We start from the raw sequence: 20321 nt of genomic DNA on the forward strand, positions 1-20321 counted from the left end.
CCGACGCTACCGGGCACCCCCGACGCTACCGGGCACCCCCGACATCGCACGTCGGACGCCCCGGGCTCCGCTCGGCGGACGCCCGCTACAGGCGTGCGAGCGACTCGATGTCTTCGAGGAACGCGTCCTGCTGCTCCTCCGACACCGTGGCGCGCGTCACCGAGAGCGCCGACAGGTAGTCGTCGGTCGTGAGATCCGTGCGCGACGATGCGGATGCGGCGGCGACGGCCGCGTCCTCCCCGCCCCGGAGCACGCGGGCGAGCGCATCCTGCGAGGCCCGCCGCGCCGCGTACTCGATGTCGGCCGGGGTGAGCCCCTCGCTGACGCGTACGAGCTGCGCGAAGTCGATCGCCGCGGAGACGCTCGACGGCACGTAGCGTCGCCAGATCGCCTCGCGCGCCTCGGCATCGGGAAGCCCGATCGGCAGCACGTAGTCGAAGCGCCCGTGCCGCAGGAACGCCGCGTCGAGCGCGCGCACGAAGTTCGTCGCGCACACGAGCAGCATGCCCTCGCGGTCGCGGAAGTCGGCGACGACCTTGAGCAGCTCGTTGGTGACTCCCTGCGTCGGCGTGGGCGGGTCGCTCCGCTGCGATGCGATCTCCTCGACCTCGTCGATGAACACGACGCCGTGCTCGAGCTCGGCGATCTGCTCGAAGACGGCGCGCAGCGACGAGGCCATGCTCGTCGCGCCGTCGCCGAGCCGCGATGGGAAGACCTCGATGAACGGCCAGTCGAGGCGCGACGCCACCGCCTTCGCGAACGTCGTCTTGCCCGTTCCCGGAGGCCCGAACAGCATCACCGCGTGCGGCGGTACGACGCCGTAGCGATCGGCCAGATCGGGCTGCGCGAGCGGCGTCACGAGCCGCTCCTCGAGCAGCCGCTTCTCGTGGCGCATGCCGGCGACCTGCTCCCACAGATGGCGGGGCAGGATCCGACCGCCCAGGTCCTTCAGCAGTTCGAGCTCGCGTCGCTGCACGGGCATCTGCCGTTCGAGGTAGCGCAGGTTGTGCTGCAGCTGGAAGCCGTTCGAGGTGAGCAGATCGATGCGGCTGCTCTCGGGCGTGAGCACGGAGAGCGTGCCCAGGCCGAGCGGCGCCATCTTCCGCTCCAGGGCGTCGAGCAGCGCGCCCGAGGTGTTGTCGCTGCGCGCCTCCTCCTCGACCCCGAAGAACACGATCCATCCCTGCGCATGCGCCGCGCGCCCGACCGCCGCGGCCACCACGTGCTCGTCGCGCACCGCCACGACCGCGTGATCCTCGCGGCACGACGCCGTGACCTCGGCGAGCGAGTACACGGGCTGCTCCGACGAGGAGTGCGCCTCCCACCACAGGCGCACCACCGCATCGAGGTCGTCGTCGTGGAAATCGCGTATCGTGATCCGTCCCATGCGCTCATGCTGGCAGACGGCGCCCGCGCTTCCGCGCCGTCGCGTCACAAAACGTCCGAAAGATCGCCCGGATTTCCGCACGGGAGAAAAGTCGCGCCGCTCTCCGCTCCCAGACTGACCCGCTAAGCTGGCGGTTGCGAGTCGACCGAGTCGGCTCGTGCGTCGCTGATGCTCAGCAGGCGGCGGTCGAAACCTCGACTCGCCGAGCCTCCGACTCTCTGCGGCGAACGGATGCGCAACCGCGCACTCGCCGATCCGGCCGCGACGCCGCGTGTCATGCCCGCCAGAGCCGTGCGCTCGGGGCTCGACCACGGCTCGCGCCCATGCACGAAAGGTCCCCGTGACCGAACAGACCACCGCCCCGACGCCCTCCTTCCAGGAGCTCGGGGTTCCCGCCCCCATCGCCGACGCCCTCGCCAAGAACGGCAAGGCGGCGCCCTTCCCGATCCAGCGCGACACGCTCCCCGACACGCTCGCCGGCCGCGACGTGCTCGGCCGCGGCCGCACCGGCTCCGGCAAGACCATCGCGTTCGGCATCCCGCTCGTCGCGAACCTCGCCGACGACGCCGCCCGGAAGCGCCGCCCGAGCCGCCCGCGCGCCATCGTGCTCGCGCCGACCCGCGAACTCGTCACGCAGATCGCCGAGACGCTCAAGATGCTGGCCGATCCGATGGGCGTCAAGGTGACGACCATCTTCGGCGGCGTGCCCCAGCGCCGCCAGGAGGTCGCGCTCGAGGGCGGCGTCGACATCGTCGTCGCGGCCCCCGGACGCCTGGATGATCTCATGAAGCAGCGACTCGTCGATCTCGGCTCGGTGGAGATCACCGTGCTCGACGAGGCCGACCACATGGCCGACATGGGCTTCCTGCCCGTCGTCACGCGCATCCTGAACGCCACGCCCCAGCGGGGCCAGCGCCTGCTCTTCAGCGCGACGCTCGACAACGGCGTGGACAACATCGTGAAGAAGTACCTGCACAACCCGATCCTGCACTCCGTGGACTCCGCCGAGTCGCCCGTGCCGCAGCTCACCCACCACGTCTTCGAGGTCGCGGGCAAGGAGCAGAAGGACGCGCTCATCGAGGCGCTCGCCTCGGGCACCGCCCGCCGCATCTTCTTCACGCGCATGAAGCACCAGGCGAAGAAGCTCGCGAAGCAGCTCACCGCCGCAGGCATCCCCGCGGTCGAGCTGCAGGGCAACCTGTCGCAGAACGCGCGCGACCGCAACCTCGCCGAGTTCGTCAGCGGCGAGGCGCGCGTGCTCGTCGCCACCGACGTCGCGGCTCGCGGCGTGCACGTCGACGGCGTCGATCTCGTCGTGCACATCGACCCGCCCGTCGAGCACAAGGCGTACCTGCACCGCTCGGGCCGCACCGCTCGCGCGGGCAACGAGGGCGACGTCGTCACGCTGGTGCTCCCCGAGCAGCGGGGCGAGATGCGCCAGATCATGCGCGCCGCCAAGATCCGCGTCACGCCGCGCCCGGTGAACCCGAGCGCCGCGAACATCGATCCCGAGGTGCTCGCGCTCATCGGCGAGCTCGCTCCCCGCGTCGATCCGCGCGAGACGGAGCGCAAGCGCGCCGCCGCGCAGGTCGCTCAGCAGCGCGCGGCGGGGCACGCCCCCGCCGGCGAGGGGTCGAGCACGGGTGCGAACGCCAAGCGCAAGCGCTCGCGCGGCGGTCGCGGTCGCGGTGCCGGATCGGCGGGCGCCGGGCAGCGTCAGGCGGGCGACGGCCAGGCGCGCCGCTCGGCGAGCTCGGGCGGCGGCGCTCAGGGCGGCGGCGGGCAGCGCCGGGGCGGCCAGGGCGGCCAGGCGCAGGCGAACGGTCAGGGCGGCCGGGGTCAGCAGGGCGGCCAGGGCGGTCAGTCTCGTCAGGGTTCCGGTTCGGGCGCCGAGGGCGGTCGCCGTCGGTCGGGCCGGCGCGCGCAGAGCTCGGGCGGCACCGTCTACTCCACGAGCAGCCCGAGCCGCTGACCCGCACGCACTCCCGGGTGCGACACTGCCGGGCGGAGCCGTCGTTCGACGCTTCGCCCGGCAGTGCTGTATGCCCGCCCGCTGCTGCTCGACCGCGTTCGCGCAGGAGATCCGGCGTCGCGCGGGCGCCGCGGCGGGATTTCATCCGCGCAGCGCCGGATCTCCTGCACGACGCGCGGCCGCTCCGCCTGCGCGACGCGCGAGCCGGATCCCCTGCGCGACGCGGGCCGCACGCCCGACACCCCGGATTCGCTCGATCTTCACGGAGAATACGCGCGAATCAGTGGAATGCGGGCTCGAATATGGCCGATACCACGCATATACTCGTCTGATGGGCTTGTATCGTGATCTGGGGAGCAACCCCGGCGTGTTCCGCGTGCTCGGGTCGCAGCTCATGGCGCGCTTCCCCTTCGGCATGCTGTCGATCATCGTGCTGCTCCACATCCAGCTGGCATACGGCGACTACACCTCGGCCGGCATCGTGCTCGCATCGCAGAGCATCGGCCAGGCGGTCTCCGGCCCGCTGAGCAGCCGACTGATGGGCAAGTGGGGCATGCGCCCCGTGCTCACCGCCACCTCGATCGCCTGCTCGGTGCTGCTCGTCGTGATCGCCGTCGTGCACCTGCCGCTGCCGGTGGTCACGGCGATCGCGCTGCTCGTCGGGCTGACGACGCCGCCCATCACCCCGGCCGTGCGCACCATGTACCCGAAGCTGGTGCCCGGGAAGCAGCTGCAGGCGCTCTTCTCGCTCGACGCCGCGGCGCAGGAGATCATCTGGGTGATCGGCCCGGTGGTCGCCGTGTTCGTCACCTCGCAGTTCAGCACCGCGGCCGGCCTGTGCGTCGCGGCCGCCTTCATGCTGCTCGGCGGCGCCTGGTTCATCTCGAGCCCGGCGCTCGGCAAGGTGAAGCTGCTCCCCTCGAAGCGCGGCCTCGGCGCCGTGCTCCGCTACCCCACCGTCGTCATCGGCACCGTGCTCAGCTTCTTCTTCGTCGCCTCGTTCGCCGCCATCGAAGCGGGCATCGTCGCGGCGTTCGCCGGCCCTCACGGGGGTCACGGCAGCATCGAGTCGGGCGTGGTGCTCGCGATCTTCGCCGGCGGCTCGCTGGTCGGCGGGCTCCTCATCGGGCATCGCGAGATGCGCCCGTGGTCTCCGGCGCTGCGCATCGTGCTGGTGCTGGCGGGCACCGCCGCCTGCCTCGTGAGCCTGAACATCTGGTGGCTCTGCGCCGTGCTCTTCATCGGCGGCATGGGCACCGCGCCGACGTTCGCGGCGATCTCGAACATCGTCAGCTCGACGGTGCGGTTCTCGGAGACGGCCGAGGCGTACGGCTGGATCGGCACCGGCACGCTCGTCGGGGTCGCCACCGGCTCGGCGTTCGCCGGCATCGCCATCGACATCGGCGGCGCCCACGGGGCGATCATCGTGTCGGCCGGGCTGCTCGTCGTGTGCGCGATCATCGCAGTCGCCACCCTGCGCTGGATGCCCGACCTCAAGGGCCGCTCCATCGAGCCGCCTCCCGAGACCGGCACGCTCACCATCCCGCTCCCGTAGCCCTCTCCCGATCGGCACGCGGCGCTGCACGCGGCGCGGCACCGGCACGGCACACGGCGCTGCGTGTGGCTCGGCACACGTCGCTGCACCGGGATCGACACCGGGATCGGCACGCGGCGCGGCTCGGGGCGCCGGCGCGGGGCCCCGCCCAGGGCTACGACGCCGTCGACGCCGGCGCTGCGGGGGCGAGCTCTCCGAAGTCGAGCTCGCGGTCGAGGATCCGCGCGGCGGCCCGACGCCCCGAGTAGAGCGCAGCTGTGACGGTGGCGGGATCCTCGGCCCACGTCGCCTCGCCCGCGATGTGGAGCACGCCGCCCGATCCGTCGGCTCCCCCGAGCGGAGTCGCCAGCACTTCATGATCCTCGGGTCGCGCACCGACCGTCAGGTAGGCGTACGATCCGCGCGCGTAGGGGTCGCTGCGCCAGCGCGTGACGCGCACCGACTCGGGGTCGGTCACGGCGACGCCGTAGATCTCGCGGAGCGAGGCGAGCACGGACGCGGCGATCTCCTCGTCGCTCCACTCGCGGGTCGCCCGGGCGCTCGGTCCGGCGGCGAAGGTGAGGAGCGTCGGCACTCCGTGGAGGTCGGTGAGGTCGTACCACGAGTGCCACCACAGCGCCGAGGGCCCCTGTCTGCGGATGGCGTAGACATCCGCGTCCCAGAAGCGCTCCGGGAATCGGAGGAACACCTTCTCGAAGTCGTTCATCTCGAGTCCGGCGAGCGCCGACGCGACCGGCTCGGAAAGTGCGGGGTCGAAGACGAAGTCTTCGGATCCGAGCACTCCGACGGGAACGGTGACGACGACTCGATCCGCCGCGAACGTTCCCTGATCCGACTCCACGGTCGCCCCGGAATCCGACCACGCCACGCGGCCGACCACATGCCCGGTGCGCACGTCGAGCTCCGCGGCGAGGCCGCGCGCGAGCGCGTCGTACCCTCCCGGGAAGACGACTTCGTCCCCCTCGACCTGATCGTCGTCGAGACCGTGCGCGTCGAGGCGCTCCGCGTCCACGCCGTACTGCTCCTCCGACCGATGGCGCAGGAACTCGCGCACGCGCGCCGCGCGCTCATCCTCCCAGTCGAACTCGGCGAGCGCGCGATCGACGGCGTCGGCGTACGAAGACCCCTCGGGGGCCGCGTCGATCACCGCGACGAGCACCGCGTCGACCTCGCGGAGGTCGGCGACGAAGGCCGCCGCAGCTCGATCGTCGAGCAGCCCCCCATCGGGGCCGTAGTTCGCGATCGGCCGCCCGTCGGGCTGGTAGCTGCCGACGGTGAACTCGACCGCGTGCATGTCGAACGCCCGCGTCAGGCTGTAGAGCGCGTTGTCGTCGATGCCGTGGATCCAAGAGGCGCCGATGTCGGTGACGACGCCGTCGACGAGCTCGCTGCAGGTGCGGCCGCCGACGCGATCCCGCGCCTCGAGCACCACCACGCGCTGTCCGTGGTTCGCGAGGAACCTCGCCGCCGTCAGTCCGGATACCCCGGCACCGACGACCACCGTGTCGAATCGCTCCATCGTGACCTCCCGACGCTCGCGTGGAGACTCGCTGCGCCCCCGCAGTCCTCCTCAGCGTAGCGGAGTCCCGCGCCGGGGCGAGCGGATTCAAGGCTGCCCGTGCGCGGGTACCGGTGCGCGGGAGTCGCGGCGGGCGGGATTCGCGGCGGGCGGGAGTCGCCGGCCCGGGATCGCGAGGGCCCCGCCTCCTCTGCGCCGCGGTGCGGAGCGGCCAGGGCGTCGAGCCGCGCGCAGAGCTCCCGCTCGATGCGGGACTGCGCCGGCGTGCGCCGCAACCACGGGGCCAGCAGTCGCGTCACCGCGGGCATCATGACGAGGCACATGATCGGGGCGACGACGGTCACGACGATGGCGGATCGCGCGGGCAGCGATACGCCTCCCCACCACGGCAGCATCGTGATCACCCACGACGTCGCCACGTTGACGGGGTACATGCCGATCCAGATCGACAGGACCTTCTTCCACTGCAGCCGCTCACCCATGCCCCCTATTCCACGGGAGGCGCGTTACGGCACGGTCACGGGCGTCGCGCAACTCCGTGACCGGGCCGTAACGGATCGCGACTCACTCGTCGGGAACGAGGATCGGGGTCTCCCGGTTGAGGCTCTCGCCGCGGAAGAACGGCTTCGCCGCGGGGCGCAGCGACCAGATGCCCATCAGCACGAATCCGAGGAGGAGTGCGCCGACGCCGATGACGAAGGCGCCTCCGATGCCGAAGATGACGGTGTAGCTGTAGTCGACGCTGATCATGTCGATGCACGACTGCACGAACGCGTACGCCAGAATCAGGCCGCCGAGCACGGGGAGGATGCCGCGCATCCACAGATTGCGCGCGCTGTCGCGGAGGGTGTCGCGGAAGTACCAGGCGCACGCGAAGGAGGTGATGGCGTAGTAGAGCGCGACGGCGAGCCCCATCGAGGTGAGCGAGTCGGCCAGCATGTCCTCCGAGAGGATCGACATGCCGACGTAGTACACGATCGCGGCGGCGCCCATCACGGTCGTCGAGAACCACGGCGTCTTGAAGCGCGGGTGCAGCTCCGCGAACTTCGCGGGGAGGGCGCGGTACACGGCCATCGAGAGGGTGCCGCGGGCCGTCGGCAGGATCGTCGTCTGGGTCGAGGAGGCCGCCGACAGCATGACGCCGAGCAGCAGGAACCAGCCCCACGGGCCGAAGAGCGCCCCGCCGAGCACGGTGAACACGTCGTCGAGATTCGCCTCGTTGGTGAGGCCGAAGCCCGTGTCGCCGAAGCCCGCGAACATCATGACGGCGACGGAGATGCCGACGTACAGCACGATGAGCACGACGATCGTCGAGAGCGCGGCGCGCCCCGGGGTCTTCCGGGGGTTCTTCGTCTCCTCGTTCAGCGCGAGGCACGTATCCCATCCCCAGTAGATGAAGAGCGCGAGCAGCACGGCCTCCATGAACCCGGACCACGAGGTGAGCTCGCCCGGGTTGAACCACTGCCAGTCGAAGGCGATGGAGCCGGCGTTGCTGCCGTCGAGCGCGTGCACGAGCGCGAGCACCCCGAAGAGCAGCATCGCGACGATCTGGATGGTCATGAGCACCATCTGCAGCTTCTCGCCGATCTGCACGCCGATGGTGCTGATGAACGTCATGAGCGCCATGAACACGACCGACGTGGCGACGACCACGACGCGGTTGTCGGCGAACTCCTCGTTGCCGAGCAGCAGCCAGAAGTACTGGCCGGTGATCTCGCCCACGTTGGCGAGCACCATCACCGCCGACACGGCGACCGCCCAGCCGCCGATCCAGCCTGCGACGGGCCCGAACGCCTTGGCGCCCCACACGAACGTCGTGCCGCAATCCGGCATCTCGCGGTTGAGCTCCTGATAGGCGAACGCCGCGAACACCATCGGGATGCAGGCGACCACGAAGACCAGCGGGGCCTGCGCGCCGACCGCGAGGATGACGTACCCGAGCGTCGCCGCCAACGAGTACAGCGGCGCGGTAGAGGCGAGTCCGATGATCGTCGACCCGACGACTCCGAGCGCGTTCTGGTTCAGGCCCTTGCCGACGTGGATGTGCCCGGTGTCGGTGGCATTGCTGAGCGTGTGTTTCGCCAAGGCGGGTCCTCCTCTATGAGGTCGGGGGGTGCGACAGCGATCATCATAGTGCCGTCCGAGTGGGTTCCCGGCCCGGTGATCCGGATCGCGCCGCATCGAGCAGCACGACGGATTCCGCAGCTCCTCCCCCGATCGACGTTCGAAATGGCCGGTCGATACCCGGCGAATTCGCATGATCCGATCCATCCGGGCGGTAGTGCTGCGGACCACCCGTGTGGGAGACTGGGCGTGCACAACACCGACGATCACTAAGGAGTGAGTCACCTATGAGCACGTTCGCCGTCATCAATCCGGCTACGGGCGAGACAGTCGCCGAGTACCCCGACGCGACCACCGAGGAGATCGAAGCCTCGCTCGCGTCGGCGCATGAGACGTACCAGAACTGGTCGCGCAAGACCACCGTCGCCGAGCGCGCCGCACTGGCGCAGCGGGCGGCAGAGCTGTTCGAGGAGCGCAAGGACGAGCTCGGCGCGATCATCAACCGCGAGATGGGCAAGCCCATCGATCAGTCGGTCGGCGAGGCCGAGTTCTCGGGCGCCATCAGCGCCGCCTTCGCGGCGAACGCGGAGAAGTGGCTCGCCGACGAGCAGCTCGAGGTGGAGGACGGCCTGAAGAGCTTCTTCCGCTTCCAGGGCACCGGCGTGATCCTCGGCATCATGCCGTGGAACTACCCCTACTACCAGGTCGCCCGCTTCGCCGTGCCGAACCTGATCCTCGGCAACACGGTCATCCTGAAGCACGCCGCGCAGTGCCCCGAGTCGGCACTCGCGCTCGAGCAGCTCTTCCTCGACGCCGGGTTCCCGAAGGGCGCCTACGTCAACGTCTTCGCGACCCACGACCAGATCGAGGGCATCATCGCCGACGATCGCATCCAGGGCGTCTCGCTGACCGGCTCGGAGCGCGCCGGCGCGATCGTCGCCGAGCAGGCCGGTCGCGCACTGAAGAAGTGCGTGCTCGAGCTCGGCGGCTCCGATGTCTTCCTGGTGCTCGACACCGCTGATCTCGACCACGCGGTCGAGCACGCCGTGGGCGGTCGCATGGAGAACACGGGTCAGGCCTGCAACGGCTCGAAGCGCATCGTCGTCATCGATTCGCTCTTCGACGAGTTCGCCGAGAAGTACAAGGCCGCCATCGCCGGCCAGTCGTACGAGGCCGGCGACTTCGGCCCGCTCTCCTCCGCGGGCGCGACGAAGACGCTCACCTCGCAGGTGCAGGGAGCGATCGACCAGGGCGCCGAGGTGCTCGTCGGCGACAACACCCCCGACGGCAACCTCTACACCCCCTCGATCCTCACGAACATCACGCCGACGATGGACGTCTACAGCCAGGAGCTCTTCGGCCCCGTCGCGCAGCTCTACAAGGTCTCGAGCGACCAGGAGGCGATCGACCTCGCCAACTCGTCGCCCTACGGCCTCGGCTCGGTCATCATCTGCGACGACCTGGAGCGCGCCGAGCAGGTGGGCAACCAGCTCGACGTGGGCATGGTCTTCATCGGCGCGGCCGGCCTCGAGGGCGCCGACGTACCCTTCGGCGGCGTGAAGAAGTCGGGCTACGGCCGTGAGCTCGGCAAGGTGGGCATGCTCGAGTTCGCGAACAAGAAGCTCTTCCGCTTCGCCGCGAAGTAACGCGCACCGCTCGCTCGAGGGCCCCGGGATCCCCTGCGGATCCCGGGGCCCTCGCGCGTCCCGGGTTCTCTGCGGATCCCGGGGCGTTCGCGCGTTCAGGTGCCCGCGCGCCGGACGCGGACGCGACGGCGCGGCACCGGGCACGGGCCCGTTCGATGGGCCGCCTCATCTCGGCGCCGTCGCCCGCGCGGTACAGTAGCCCCACATCGTTCCACAGGCGCCGCAGCCGCGAGCGATGCACCCCGACTCTCGAGCACACGACAGGAAACATCATGGCGCAGTTGAACACCGAAGCTGTCGCATCGATCGGCGACGATCCGCGCGATCACGGCGAGGGGCTGAAGCGCGTCATCGGGCCGAAGCTCCTCCTGCTGCTCATCATCGGCGACATCATCGGCGCCGGCATCTTCGCGATCACCGGGCGCGTCGCCGGCCAGGTCGGGGGCGTCGCGTGGCTGCCGTTCCTGCTCGCCTTCATCATCGCGACGCTGACGGCGTTCTCGTACCTCGAGCTGGTGACGAAGTACCCGCAGGCCGCCGGCGCGGCCCTCTACGCGCACAAGGCATTCCGCGTGCACTTCGTGACCTTCATCATCGCCTTCGCCGTCGCCTCCTCGGGCATCACCAGCGCTGCGACGTCGGCGACGCTCGTCGGCAGGAACCTGCTCATCGGGCTGAGTCAGTTCATCGACGGCGTGCCGCAGGATGCGACGGCGACGATGTTCGCCGCCATCGCGATCATCCTAGTGCTCGCGTTCATCAACCTGCGCGGCGTCGGCGAGAGCGTGAAGTTCAATCTCGTGCTCACCCTCGTCACGATCGCGATCATGGCCGTCATCATTCTGATCGGCGTCATCGCGATCGCTCAGGGCAACGGCGACGTCTCCCGGCTCGTCGTCTTCGAGACGCCCGCGGATCGCGGGGCGTTCGCCGCGGTCACCATGGCGACCGCGATCGCATTCTTCGCAATGGTCGGCTTCGAGGATTCGGTGAACCTCGTCGAGGAGTGCAAGAATCCGCAGCGCGACTTCCCCCGCATCATGCTCACGGGGCTCGGCATCTGCGCGATCATCTACATGCTCGTCGCCGTCACCGTCATCATGGTGATCCCGCCGGGCGACCTGCTCGACCCGAAGAACCCCGATGCCGGCATTCTGCTCGACGTCGTGCGGATCGGCGCTCCCGGCATCCCGGTCGACGCCATCTTCCCCTTCCTCACCGTCTTCGCCGTGGTGAACACCGCCCTGATCAACATGCTCATGGCCAGCCGCCTGCTCTACGGCATGGCGAAGCAGGAGGTGCTGCCGAAGGTGCTCAGCAAGGTGCTGCCGAAGCGCCGTTCGCCGTGGGTGGCGATCGTCTTCAGCACACTCCTCGCGATCGGGCTCGTCGTCTACGTGAATCTGAACTCCGACAACGGCATCGTCGGCGCGCTCGGCGGCACGACCGGCCTGCTGCTGCTCTGCGTGTTCGCCGTCGTCAATATCGCACTCCTGGTGCTGCGGCGCGAGCCGTCGGAGCCCGGCGCGTTCCGGGCCCCGACCCTGATCCCGATTCTCGGTGCGGTGCTCTCCCTCTTCCTGGTCGGACCATGGGCGCGCAGCGTCGAGGACTGGATCCAGTACGAGATCGCCGGGCTCCTCCTCGCGATCGGTGTCGGGCTCTGGGTCGTCACCTGGGCGGCCACCGCCGTCAACCGGAGGCGCAGGGCTTCGCGTCAGCGCTGAGGCAGGAATATGCCGCTCAGGTAGGTTCCGAGATCACTCGTCGCCGTGAGCGGGAAGATCGCGGATACGTACTGGTCGGGCCGCACGACCACCACGGCGCCCTCGCGGCTGATGCCGCGCGCCTCGAAGATGTCGTCGCTCGGGTGCGCCGCGTAGATCTTCTCGTAATCGGTGAGCCCGTACGGGCCGGAGGCGGGGAGGAACAGGCGGGAGACCCGCGCGATGTCGACGTCGTGGTGATGCTGCTGGAACACGGCCTTCACGTCGAACACGGCGTCGATGTCGCCATCGGCCGGGGTGAAGCGGGCGAGCGGCGATTCGGCGTCCTCCAGCATCCACCGCGCCCACGCGTCGAGGCGCTCGCCCTCCGCGTCGGCGAAGGCGTAGATGCGGAAGCGCCCGTCGGCGCGGTGGTGATGGCCGAGGTGCACATCCACCGCGTCGGACACGCGCGTCGTCAGCACGGATTTGAAGCGCTTGCCGAGCGTGAATCCGCTCGCGAGCTCCTGATGCGCGTCGGTGCCGATGAGCATGGGGTTCGTATACTGCGTCATGAAGCCCGCCGGGAACTCGGCGGTCTGCACGTAGAACTCGGCCACCTCGTCGGGTGACGCGAATTCCTCGGGCTTCTTCGCCATCAGCGTCGACCACTGGTGGTCGAAATCGATGAGGTTCTTCGACGTCACCCAGCGCTCGTCGGAGTAGGTCTTGAGCAGCGACTCCGGGCTCCGCCCCTCGAGCACGTAGCCGAGCTTCCAGCCGAGGTTCCACCCGTCCTGCATCGACACGTTCATGCCCTGCCCGGCCTTGGCGCTGTGCGTGTGGCAGGCGTCTCCCATCAGGAAGACGCGGCCCTTGCCGTCGGGCGAGGTCGCCGCGTCGTCGAACCGATCGGTGAGGCGGTGCGCCACCTCGTACACGCTGTGCCACGGCACATCGCGCACGTCGAGCGTGTACGGGTGCAGAATCGCGTTCGCCCGCGCGATGATCTCGTCGAGCGAGGTGCCGCGCACCTGCCCGGCATCGTGCTCGTCGGTCTCCCCGAGATCGACGTAGATGCGCACGAGATGGCTGCCCTCGCGGGGGATGTGCAGGATGCTGCCGGCCGCCGAGTGGATGATGCACTTCTTGCGGTAGTCGGGGAAGTCGGTGGTGGCGAGCACGTCCATCACGCCCCACGCGTGCAGCGACGATGATCCGGCGAGCGATCCGCCGATCGAGCGGCGCACCGAGGATCGCGCTCCGTCGGCCCCGACCACGTACTTGGCGCGCACCGTCACCGCCTGGCCCTCGTCGTCGTTCACCTTCGCGGCGTTGATGCCGGCTCCCGTGAAGCCCGAGATCTTGCGGAGCGTGACGCTCACCGGGTACTCCCCCTCCCCGGTCACCTCCAGGTCGACGAATTCGTAGCCGTAGTCGATGTCGCCCCGAGCCGGAGCGCGTCGGGCGTACTCTGCGAAGTAGTCGATGACGCGGGCCTGGTTCACGATCAGGTGCGGGAACTCGCTGATGCCCTTCGGGTCGTCGGGAGTGACGGAGCTGCGCACGATCTCGGCCGGGTTCTCGGGATCGGGGCTCCAGAAGTCGGTCTCCGTGATCTGGTACGCCTCTTCCATGATCTGCCGCGCGAAGCCGAACGCCTGGAAGGTCTCCACGCTGCGGGCCTGGATGCCGTCGGCCTGCCCGAGCACCAGCCGCCCCTCGCGGCGCTCGACGACGCGGGTCACGACGTTCGGGAACTGCGCGAGCTGTGCGGCGGTGACGATGCCGGCGGGCCCGGAGCCGACGATCAGCACGTCGATCTGCTCGGGCAGGTCGGCCGGACGGTCGACGCCCACGCCCGCTGCGGGAAGGATGCGCGGATCGGTCGAGACGTACCCGTGGTGATGGAACTGCACTGTTTCTCCTCACTACCGCGACCTGCGCCGCGCTGCGGTGTTCACTATATGAACACTCAGTCTGAATACTGCACAGAAAGAATATGTCGCCCGCCGCCCCCGCGCAACACTCCCACGACTTCGCATCCGACAGAATAGAAACCATGACCCCCGCGAGCGAGACCGGCCCCACCGCCGGCTCCCAGACACTGTCCCGCGGCCTGCGCGCGCTCGAACTGCTCGCCGAGGCCGAGTCGCCGATGTCGATCGCAGAACTCGCGGCCGGGCTCGACGTCCACCGCTCCAACGCGTACCGGATCCTGCGCACCCTCGAGCAGCACCGCTTCGTGGTGCGCGACGAAGCGGGTCTGATCCGACTCGGCCCCAAGCTCACCGTGCTCGCCCGCGGCGTCGCCCCGGCGCTCCACACCGCCGCCATGCCGGTGATCACAGAGCTCGCCTACGAACTCGGGATGACCACGTTCGTCACCGTGCTCGACGCCGACGAGGTGGTCACCCTGGTGACGGCCGAGCCGTCGAACGTCGCCGCCACCATCGCGCGCAACCCCGGAGTGCGGCACCCGCTGCACCGCGGCGCGCCGGGGCACGCCATCGAGTCGTCGCTGACGCGCGCCGAGCGGAAGGCCTATCTCGGCGACCCGGAGATGAGCCGCGCCGGCAGCGAGGCGCGCCGGAGGGGGTACGCCCTCAGCCGAGCCGAAGTGATCGACGACGTCACCGGCATCGCGGTGCCGCTGCGTATCGCCGGCGAGCCGCCGGCCGCGATCGCCGTCGTGCACTTCAAAGTGCCCGAGACGATCGGGGAGGTCGTCGATGCGCTGCAGGAGGCCGCCGAGCGCATCGCGCAGAGCTACCGGTAGGCTGCGCGGGATTCCGCGGGGGCTGCGCGGGTTCGCGGCAGCGTGTTCCGCGGGGCTGCGCGGCTCACTAAGATGAAGGAGTCCAGCTCGGTCGGGTCTCCTCCGGCCCTGCCGGGGAAGGCGCTCGAAAAAGGGGCGCTGCTGCCAGGGCGACGCCGCCCGGCGAGACATACACGGTTCCCTGTATCTCGTATACCCTCTCGAAGGACCTGTGATGTCTGACACGACTCTGGTGCGCGCGCTCGCCACCGCTCTCGCTCCCCACTCCCGCGTGGCGTTCGGCCTGATGGGCAACGGCAACGCCCACCTCATCGAGCAGCTCGGAGATCTCGGCGTGCGCTACGTCGCCGTGCGGCACGAAGCCGGCACCGTGGCCGCCGCCGACGCCTACACGCGGGTGAGCGGAGAGCTCGCGATCGCCACCACCACGTACGGCGCCGGGTTCACGAACACGCTGACCGCACTGGCCGAGGCCGCGCAGGCGCGCACGCCCATGCTCGTCGTCGTCGGCGACGCTCCGAGCACCGGGCCGCGCCCCTGGGACGTCGACCAGGAGATGCTCGCTGCCGCGCTGGGCATCCGCACCCACACGCTGTCGGTGACGAACGTCGCGCGCACCGTCGAACGCGCGACGGCCTACGCGCTGCGCGTGCGGCGGCCCGTCGTGCTCGCGATCCCCTACGACCTCGTGAACACGCCGGTCGTCGACGCGAGCGCCGCCGGATCCGGGGCTTCCAGCGCGCCGAGTTCGCCGGGCGTCGATCTCTCCGACCCGGCCGTGCTCGCCGCGCTCTCGGCCTCGGTGTCGGGCCTCGAACCCGCGCCGCAACCGGAGCGCCGCGACATGAGCCAGGCGATGGACGCCTCCTCCGCCGCCGCACCGCATCCTCGCCCCGCTGACCACCAGATCGAGCTCGCCGTCGACGCCCTGCTCGAGGCCGAGCGCCCGCTCGTCATCGCCGGGCGCGGGGCTCACCTCTCGGGGGCCGCCGTCGAGCTCGGCCGGATCGCCTCCGTTCTCGGTGCACCGACCGCCACGACGGCACTCGGGCGCGGCATCTTCCCGGAACACGACTTCGACCTGGGCGTCACTGGCGGGTTCGGCCAGCGTCAGGCGATGGAGGTGATCGCGTCGGCTGATGTCGCGCTCGTCGTCGGAGCGAGCCTCAACCAGTTCACCATGCGCTTCGGCGATCTCTTCGGCGCGGGTACGACAGTGATCCGCGTTGACGCAGAGCAGGTCGCCGCTCCGAAGACGAATCGCCCGATCACGCACCAGTTGCTGCAGGGCGACGCCCGCGATGTGCTGCAGCAGCTGACCGCCGGAATCATCGCCGTGCGCGAGAGCGCCGAGGGCGCCGCGGGAGCCGAGGGCGCAGCGGAGGCCGAGGGGACCGCGACGGGGTGGCGCACGACGATCGCGGGGCTCGAACCCGGCGGAGCGCTGCGAGAGCGGACCACGGGCGTTCCGGGCGGGGTGTGCCCCGACGGCAGACTCGATCCTCGCACCGTGGCCGCGCGCATCGGCGAGCTCCTCCCCGCCGAACGTCACGTGACGACCGACGGAGGCCACTTCCTCGGCTGGGCGAACATGTACTGGCCCGTCGCATCGCCCGAGCGCATGATCATGGTCGGCACTGCCTATCAGACGATCGGTCTCGGTTTCTCGACGGTGGCCGGCGTCGCCGCAGCGGTTCCGGGCACGACGACCGTGCTCAGCACGGGCGATGGCGGCGGGCTCATGGCGCTCGCCGACCTCGAGACCGCGATCCGATCCGCCTCCAGCTGCATCATCGTCGTCTGGAACGACGGCGCCTATGGTGCGGAGGTGCACCTCTACGGCGAGATGGGGCTCGACCAGGAGCCCATGCTGATTCCCGAGGTGGACTTCGCGGGCGTGGCCGCAGCACTCGGTGCGACGGGAGTGCGCGTGCGCAGCCTGCGCGACCTCGACGCCCTGCGCACCTGGACGGAGGCCGGCGCCTACGGCACGATTCTGCTGGACTGCCGGGTGTCGCGCAGCGTGGTCGCCGAGTACCAGCGCGAGATTCAGCGGGTGAACGGCCTCGACGTGCCCGCCGACGCGGAGTAGTCGGCCGGGGCTGCTGTGTCGTCTCTCCGAGAATCCCTGCGGAGCGCCGGCTAGACGACCCGGAACACGCGGATGACCACGTGCCCCGGTTCGGGCCGCGCGTAGCCGATGAACTGCGAAGCGGTCAGCCACTCGAGTGCGGGGTGCTCGGTCTGGAAGACGAATGCCGTGCGGTAGTAGAGCTGGCGCTCGTCGAGCTCCTCGCCCGCCTCGAGCCGGGTGATCCCGGCTTCGTCGGTGCGCCAGTAGCCGCGATTGACCACGTCGACGGCGGCGGTGGCGCCGTCGCCGAGCTCGGCCTCGATGACGTAGCGCGCGTCGAGGCGCACGGTGAGGCCGCGGCCGGTCCACCAGTCCCCCCCGCCCGGCAGGATCCGGCCTGCGAGCCGCGGGCCTGCGAACGTGCCGCCCGTGATCGGCGCGAAATGCAGGCCCTCCTCGGGCGTGGAGCCGCCGATCGGGAAGGCGTCGTCGACGGCGACGCGCAGTTCGAAGCAGTACTCGAAGTCGGGGGTGATGAGGGGTGCGGTCATGAGAGGTCCTTCTGCAGATGGATGGATCCGATCGGCGCCGCGTCGAGCGGCGAGCGGGCCGGTGAGGGCTGGAATCGTCGACGTACGATCGAGCCTACGGCGGCCCGCGCACGACGGCGGCGCGCCCCCGCCGCGCACCCCGCGGTCAGCGCGCGGCGAGACCGTCGACGAGGCGGGCGAACGCGGCGAAGCACGCGTCCGACTCCGCGGGCGCCGAGGCGATGCGGATCGCCGATTCGCGGAGCGCGCCGACGAGCAGCAGCGCGGTCGCATGCGCATCGACGTCGGCCGCCACCTCGCCGCGGCTCTGCGCCTCGCGGAGTGCGTCGGCGATCATCGACGCGCTGGCCCCCGACCCGATGCCGCGCTCGGCGCCGTCGACGACGAGCGTCGGCCCGGAGACGTTGTAGAAGTGCCCGAGCCGGGAGTCGGCGGCGAGGTCGAACAGGGATCGCGCGTGCGCTGAGAGCTGGTCGCGCCACTCGCCCGCCGCATCGGCTGCGGCGCGGGTGCGCTCCACGAGGTCGCGCCCGAGTCGCGCGTATGCGTCTCGGAGCAGTGCGTCGCGTCCGCCCGGGTAGTGCGCGTACACGGTTCCGCGCGAGATGCCCGACACCTCCGACACGCGCTCGATGGTGGTGTCGGCGAGGCCGCGCTCGGCGATGATCGCGAGCACGGCGTCGACGAGGTCGTGCCGGGTGCGCTCCTGCCGTCGCTCGCGCGGGCTGGGCCCGCGGGTCGCGGGCCCAGGCCCATCCGTCGGAGGCGCTGCTGGGGTCACGCGCACCAGTCTACAAAGCCGGGAGCACGCTTGTGAACGCTGCGTATAGTTTCTATACTCTGAGTACAGTTCGCCGATCGAGGCCGTCGCGAACCCGACGAAAGGACGCCGATGCCCGCAGTGACGCTCGAGATCGCCGAGAGCCTTGCCCGCGCAGCACTCTCGGAGTGGGGGTTCGACGATTCGGCACCCCTGGTGCTGCTGAAGAACCGCGAGAACTTCGTCTACCGCCTCGATGCCGACGGGCTGGCGTACGTGGTCCGCGTGCACCGGCAGGGCTACCACTCCGACGCGGAGCTCGCCTGCGAACTCGACTTCGTGCGCGCGCTCCACGCCGAGGGGGTGTCGGTGCCCGAGTTCATCCCGGCCCCGGACGGCAGCGGATTCGTGGTCGTGGGTGATGCGCGCACGGGCGGCCGCCACCAGGTCGACCTCCAGCGGCTGATCCCGAACTCGGGGATGTTCGGCGACGAGCGCTCTGCGGTGGCGGGCACCGCGGACCTCGACCCCGCCGACTTCCGGCGACTCGGGCGGCTCCTCGGCGAACTGCACGCCGCCACCGAGCGCTCCGGGTACACGATGGCGGTGCCGCGCGACGACTGGGATCTCGAGGGTTTGATCGGGAGCGAGCCCGCCTGGGGCGACCCGCTCCGCCTCGCCGAGCTCGCGGGCGAGGATCGTGCGCTCGTCGCCCGTGCGATCGAGCGGGTGCGCGCGCGGCTCGACGCCTACGGCACCCCCGCCCATCGCTTCGGCCCGATCCACGCCGATCTCACCCCCGAGAACGTGCTCCGCACCGAGACGGGGCTCGTGATCATCGACTTCGACGACTTCGCAGCCGGGTGGCACCTGTTCGACCTCGCCACCGCTCTCTACTTCTTCACCCCGCACCCGCGTGCGGCGGAGTACCGCTGTGCACTCTTCACGGGGTACGAATCCGTTCGGCCGCTCGACGCGGCCGATCACGACGTGTTCCCAGCGGTCCTCCTCGCCCGCGGGCTCACCTACCTCGGCTGGTCCGCGGATCGTCGCGGCGAACCCACCGCCGAGTGGCACGCCGGCACGGTGCTGCCGCACGTGGTCCGTCTCGCCCGGCGCCTCCTCGACGATTGACCGATCCCGCGCCGCGCTCCCCCGCACTCGCTCCAGCATCTCGAACCCGTTAGGACCCCATGTCTTCCACCGCAGACCTCCTCGCCCGCCGCGCCCGCACGATCGGCCCCTACTCCCCGCTCTTCTACCGCGAGCCGCTGCACTTCGTCTCGGCGCGTGGCGTCTGGTTCACCGAGGCCTCCGGCGAGCGCTACCTCGACGGCTACAACAACGTGCCGCACGTGGGGCACGCGAACGAGCGCGTGGTGCGCGCGCTCGCCGATCAGGCGGCCACGCTCAACGTGCACACCCGGTACCTCAACGAGCGCGTGATCGACTACTCCGAGCGGCTGCTCGCGACGTTCGCGGACGACCTCGACCGGGTGTTCTTCGGCAACTCGGGCTCCGAGGCGAACGAGCTCGCGCTGCGCATCTCGCGGCAGCTCTCGGGAGCGACGGGCGTGCTCGTCTCCGATTACAGCTACCACGGCACCACCATCGCGCTCGCCGAGATGACGACGGGCCTGGAGACGCGCGAGCCCCTCGGCGCGCACGTGCGCGCGATCCGCATCCCCGACCTCGACCGCGACGCGCGGGCCGAAGCCGTCGTGCTCGCAGAAGCCCTGGCGCAGGTGGATGCCGCGATCTCCTCGCTGCAGGAGGCCGGATTCGGCGTCGCGGCCTGCCTCTTCGATCCGCTCTTCTCGACGGAGGGGATGCCCCGCGTTCCCCGGGGCCTGCTGACGGGCATCGCCGATCGGGTGCGCGCCGCGGGCGGATTCGTCATCGCCGACGAGGTGCAGAGCGGCTTTGGCCGCACCGGCAGTCACATGTGGGGGCACGAGTACGCGGGGCTCGCACCCGACCTCGTGACGATGGGCAAGCCGATGGGCAACGGCCACCCGATGTCAGCCGTCGTCACGAGCGAGGGCGTGCTCGACGCGTTCGGATCGCGCAACGAGTTCTTCAACACCTTCGCGGGCAATCCCGTCTCGGCGGCGGTCGGCGAGGCCGTGCTGCTCGAGATGGAGGATCGCGGGCTCCGCGAGCAGGCGCGCGATCTCGGCCTGCAGGCGCGCGCCCGGCTCGCTGCGCTGGCCGAGCGGCACGAGTTCGTGCGCGCCGCGAAGGGCGTCGGCATGTTCCTCGGCCTCGACTTCGCCGTCGACGGCACTCCCGCACCGGAGCTCGCGGT

15 protein-coding genes are annotated in these 20321 nt (G+C 70.4%); 8 read left to right on the forward strand and 7 right to left on the reverse strand.

The genetic code is table 11. The features are described from left to right. Nucleotides 1-85: 85 nt before the first annotated feature. The gene (locus NS354_RS03500; RefSeq protein WP_010157483.1) at nucleotides 86-1387 is read right to left on the reverse strand and encodes an ATP-binding protein; all 1302 of its coding nucleotides are present in this window, start codon (nucleotides 1385-1387) and stop codon (nucleotides 86-88) included. 340 nt (nucleotides 1388-1727) lie between these two features. Between NS354_RS03500 and NS354_RS03505 the strand changes: the two genes are divergently transcribed. Further along, on the forward strand, nucleotides 1728-3359 hold the full coding sequence (locus tag NS354_RS03505) for a DEAD/DEAH box helicase (RefSeq protein ID WP_058593228.1): 1632 nt from the start codon (nucleotides 1728-1730) through the stop codon (nucleotides 3357-3359). 331 nt (nucleotides 3360-3690) lie between these two features. Then, a complete protein-coding gene (locus NS354_RS03510; RefSeq protein ID WP_058593229.1) occupies nucleotides 3691-4914 on the forward strand; it encodes an MFS transporter in 1224 nt (407 codons plus the stop codon). Between the two features lie 154 nt (nucleotides 4915-5068). Here the strand turns inward: NS354_RS03510 and NS354_RS03515 are convergent, their stop codons facing one another. From NS354_RS03515 to NS354_RS03525, 3 genes are all read right to left on the reverse strand, one after another. Beyond that, nucleotides 5069-6433: a flavin monoamine oxidase family protein gene (locus tag NS354_RS03515; protein WP_058593230.1), complete on the reverse strand. Its 1365-nt coding sequence runs from the start codon at nucleotides 6431-6433 to the stop codon at nucleotides 5069-5071. Next, nucleotides 6385-6915 (reverse strand): hypothetical protein, encoded by a 531-nt coding sequence (locus NS354_RS03520; protein WP_058593231.1) that lies wholly within the window; start codon nucleotides 6913-6915, stop codon nucleotides 6385-6387. Before NS354_RS03520 ends, NS354_RS03515 begins: the two co-directional genes overlap by 49 nt. An 82-nt stretch (nucleotides 6916-6997) precedes the next feature. After that, complete coding sequence (locus NS354_RS03525) at nucleotides 6998-8518, reverse strand: APC family permease (protein WP_058593232.1); 1521 nt, start codon at nucleotides 8516-8518, stop codon at nucleotides 6998-7000. Nucleotides 8519-8784: 266 nt separating this feature from the next. Between NS354_RS03525 and NS354_RS03530 the strand changes: the two genes are divergently transcribed. Both NS354_RS03530 and NS354_RS03535 read left to right on the forward strand, forming a co-directional pair. After that, nucleotides 8785-10143 (forward strand): NAD-dependent succinate-semialdehyde dehydrogenase, encoded by a 1359-nt coding sequence (locus NS354_RS03530; RefSeq protein ID WP_010157490.1) that lies wholly within the window; start codon nucleotides 8785-8787, stop codon nucleotides 10141-10143. A gap of 272 nt (nucleotides 10144-10415) precedes the next feature. Beyond that, the gene (locus tag NS354_RS03535) at nucleotides 10416-11870 is read left to right on the forward strand and encodes an APC family permease (RefSeq protein WP_058593233.1); all 1455 of its coding nucleotides are present in this window, start codon (nucleotides 10416-10418) and stop codon (nucleotides 11868-11870) included. On the opposite strand, the gene NS354_RS03540 is transcribed toward NS354_RS03535, so the two are convergent. Next, nucleotides 11861-13768, reverse strand: coding sequence for an FAD-dependent monooxygenase (locus NS354_RS03540; protein ID WP_058593234.1), 1908 nt, complete (start codon nucleotides 13766-13768; stop codon nucleotides 11861-11863). The genes NS354_RS03535 and NS354_RS03540 overlap by 10 nt on opposite strands. Nucleotides 13769-13911: 143 nt before the next feature. On the opposite strand from NS354_RS03540, the gene NS354_RS03545 reads away from it, so the two are divergent. Together NS354_RS03545 and NS354_RS03550 are read left to right on the forward strand one after the other, a co-directional pair. Beyond that, a complete protein-coding gene (locus tag NS354_RS03545) occupies nucleotides 13912-14628 on the forward strand; it encodes an IclR family transcriptional regulator (protein ID WP_058593235.1) in 717 nt (238 codons plus the stop codon). 214 nt (nucleotides 14629-14842) lie between these two features. Further along, nucleotides 14843-16720 (forward strand): thiamine pyrophosphate-binding protein, encoded by a 1878-nt coding sequence (locus NS354_RS03550; protein WP_058593236.1) that lies wholly within the window; start codon nucleotides 14843-14845, stop codon nucleotides 16718-16720. Nucleotides 16721-16770: 50 nt separating this feature from the next. Here NS354_RS03550 and NS354_RS03555 read toward each other — a convergent pair whose 3' ends face one another. Both NS354_RS03555 and NS354_RS03560 read right to left on the reverse strand, forming a co-directional pair. Next, on the reverse strand, nucleotides 16771-17253 hold the full coding sequence (locus tag NS354_RS03555) for a DUF3237 domain-containing protein (protein ID WP_058593237.1): 483 nt from the start codon (nucleotides 17251-17253) through the stop codon (nucleotides 16771-16773). A 145-nt stretch (nucleotides 17254-17398) separates the two neighbouring features. Further along, nucleotides 17399-18034: a TetR/AcrR family transcriptional regulator gene (locus tag NS354_RS03560; protein ID WP_058593240.1), complete on the reverse strand. Its 636-nt coding sequence runs from the start codon at nucleotides 18032-18034 to the stop codon at nucleotides 17399-17401. Nucleotides 18035-18145: 111 nt separating this feature from the next. Here NS354_RS03560 and NS354_RS03565 point away from each other — a divergent pair, with 111 nt between their 5' ends. Further along, complete coding sequence (locus NS354_RS03565; protein ID WP_058593238.1) at nucleotides 18146-19147, forward strand: phosphotransferase enzyme family protein; 1002 nt, start codon at nucleotides 18146-18148, stop codon at nucleotides 19145-19147. 59 nt (nucleotides 19148-19206) lie between these two features. Further along, a partial coding sequence (locus tag NS354_RS03570) for an aspartate aminotransferase family protein (protein WP_058593239.1) occupies nucleotides 19207-20321 on the forward strand: 1115 nt, incomplete at its 3' end.

Origin of the sequence: Leucobacter chromiiresistens, from assembly GCF_001477055.1 — a bacterium.
Taxonomy (GTDB): domain Bacteria; phylum Actinomycetota; class Actinomycetes; order Actinomycetales; family Microbacteriaceae; genus Leucobacter; species Leucobacter chromiiresistens_A.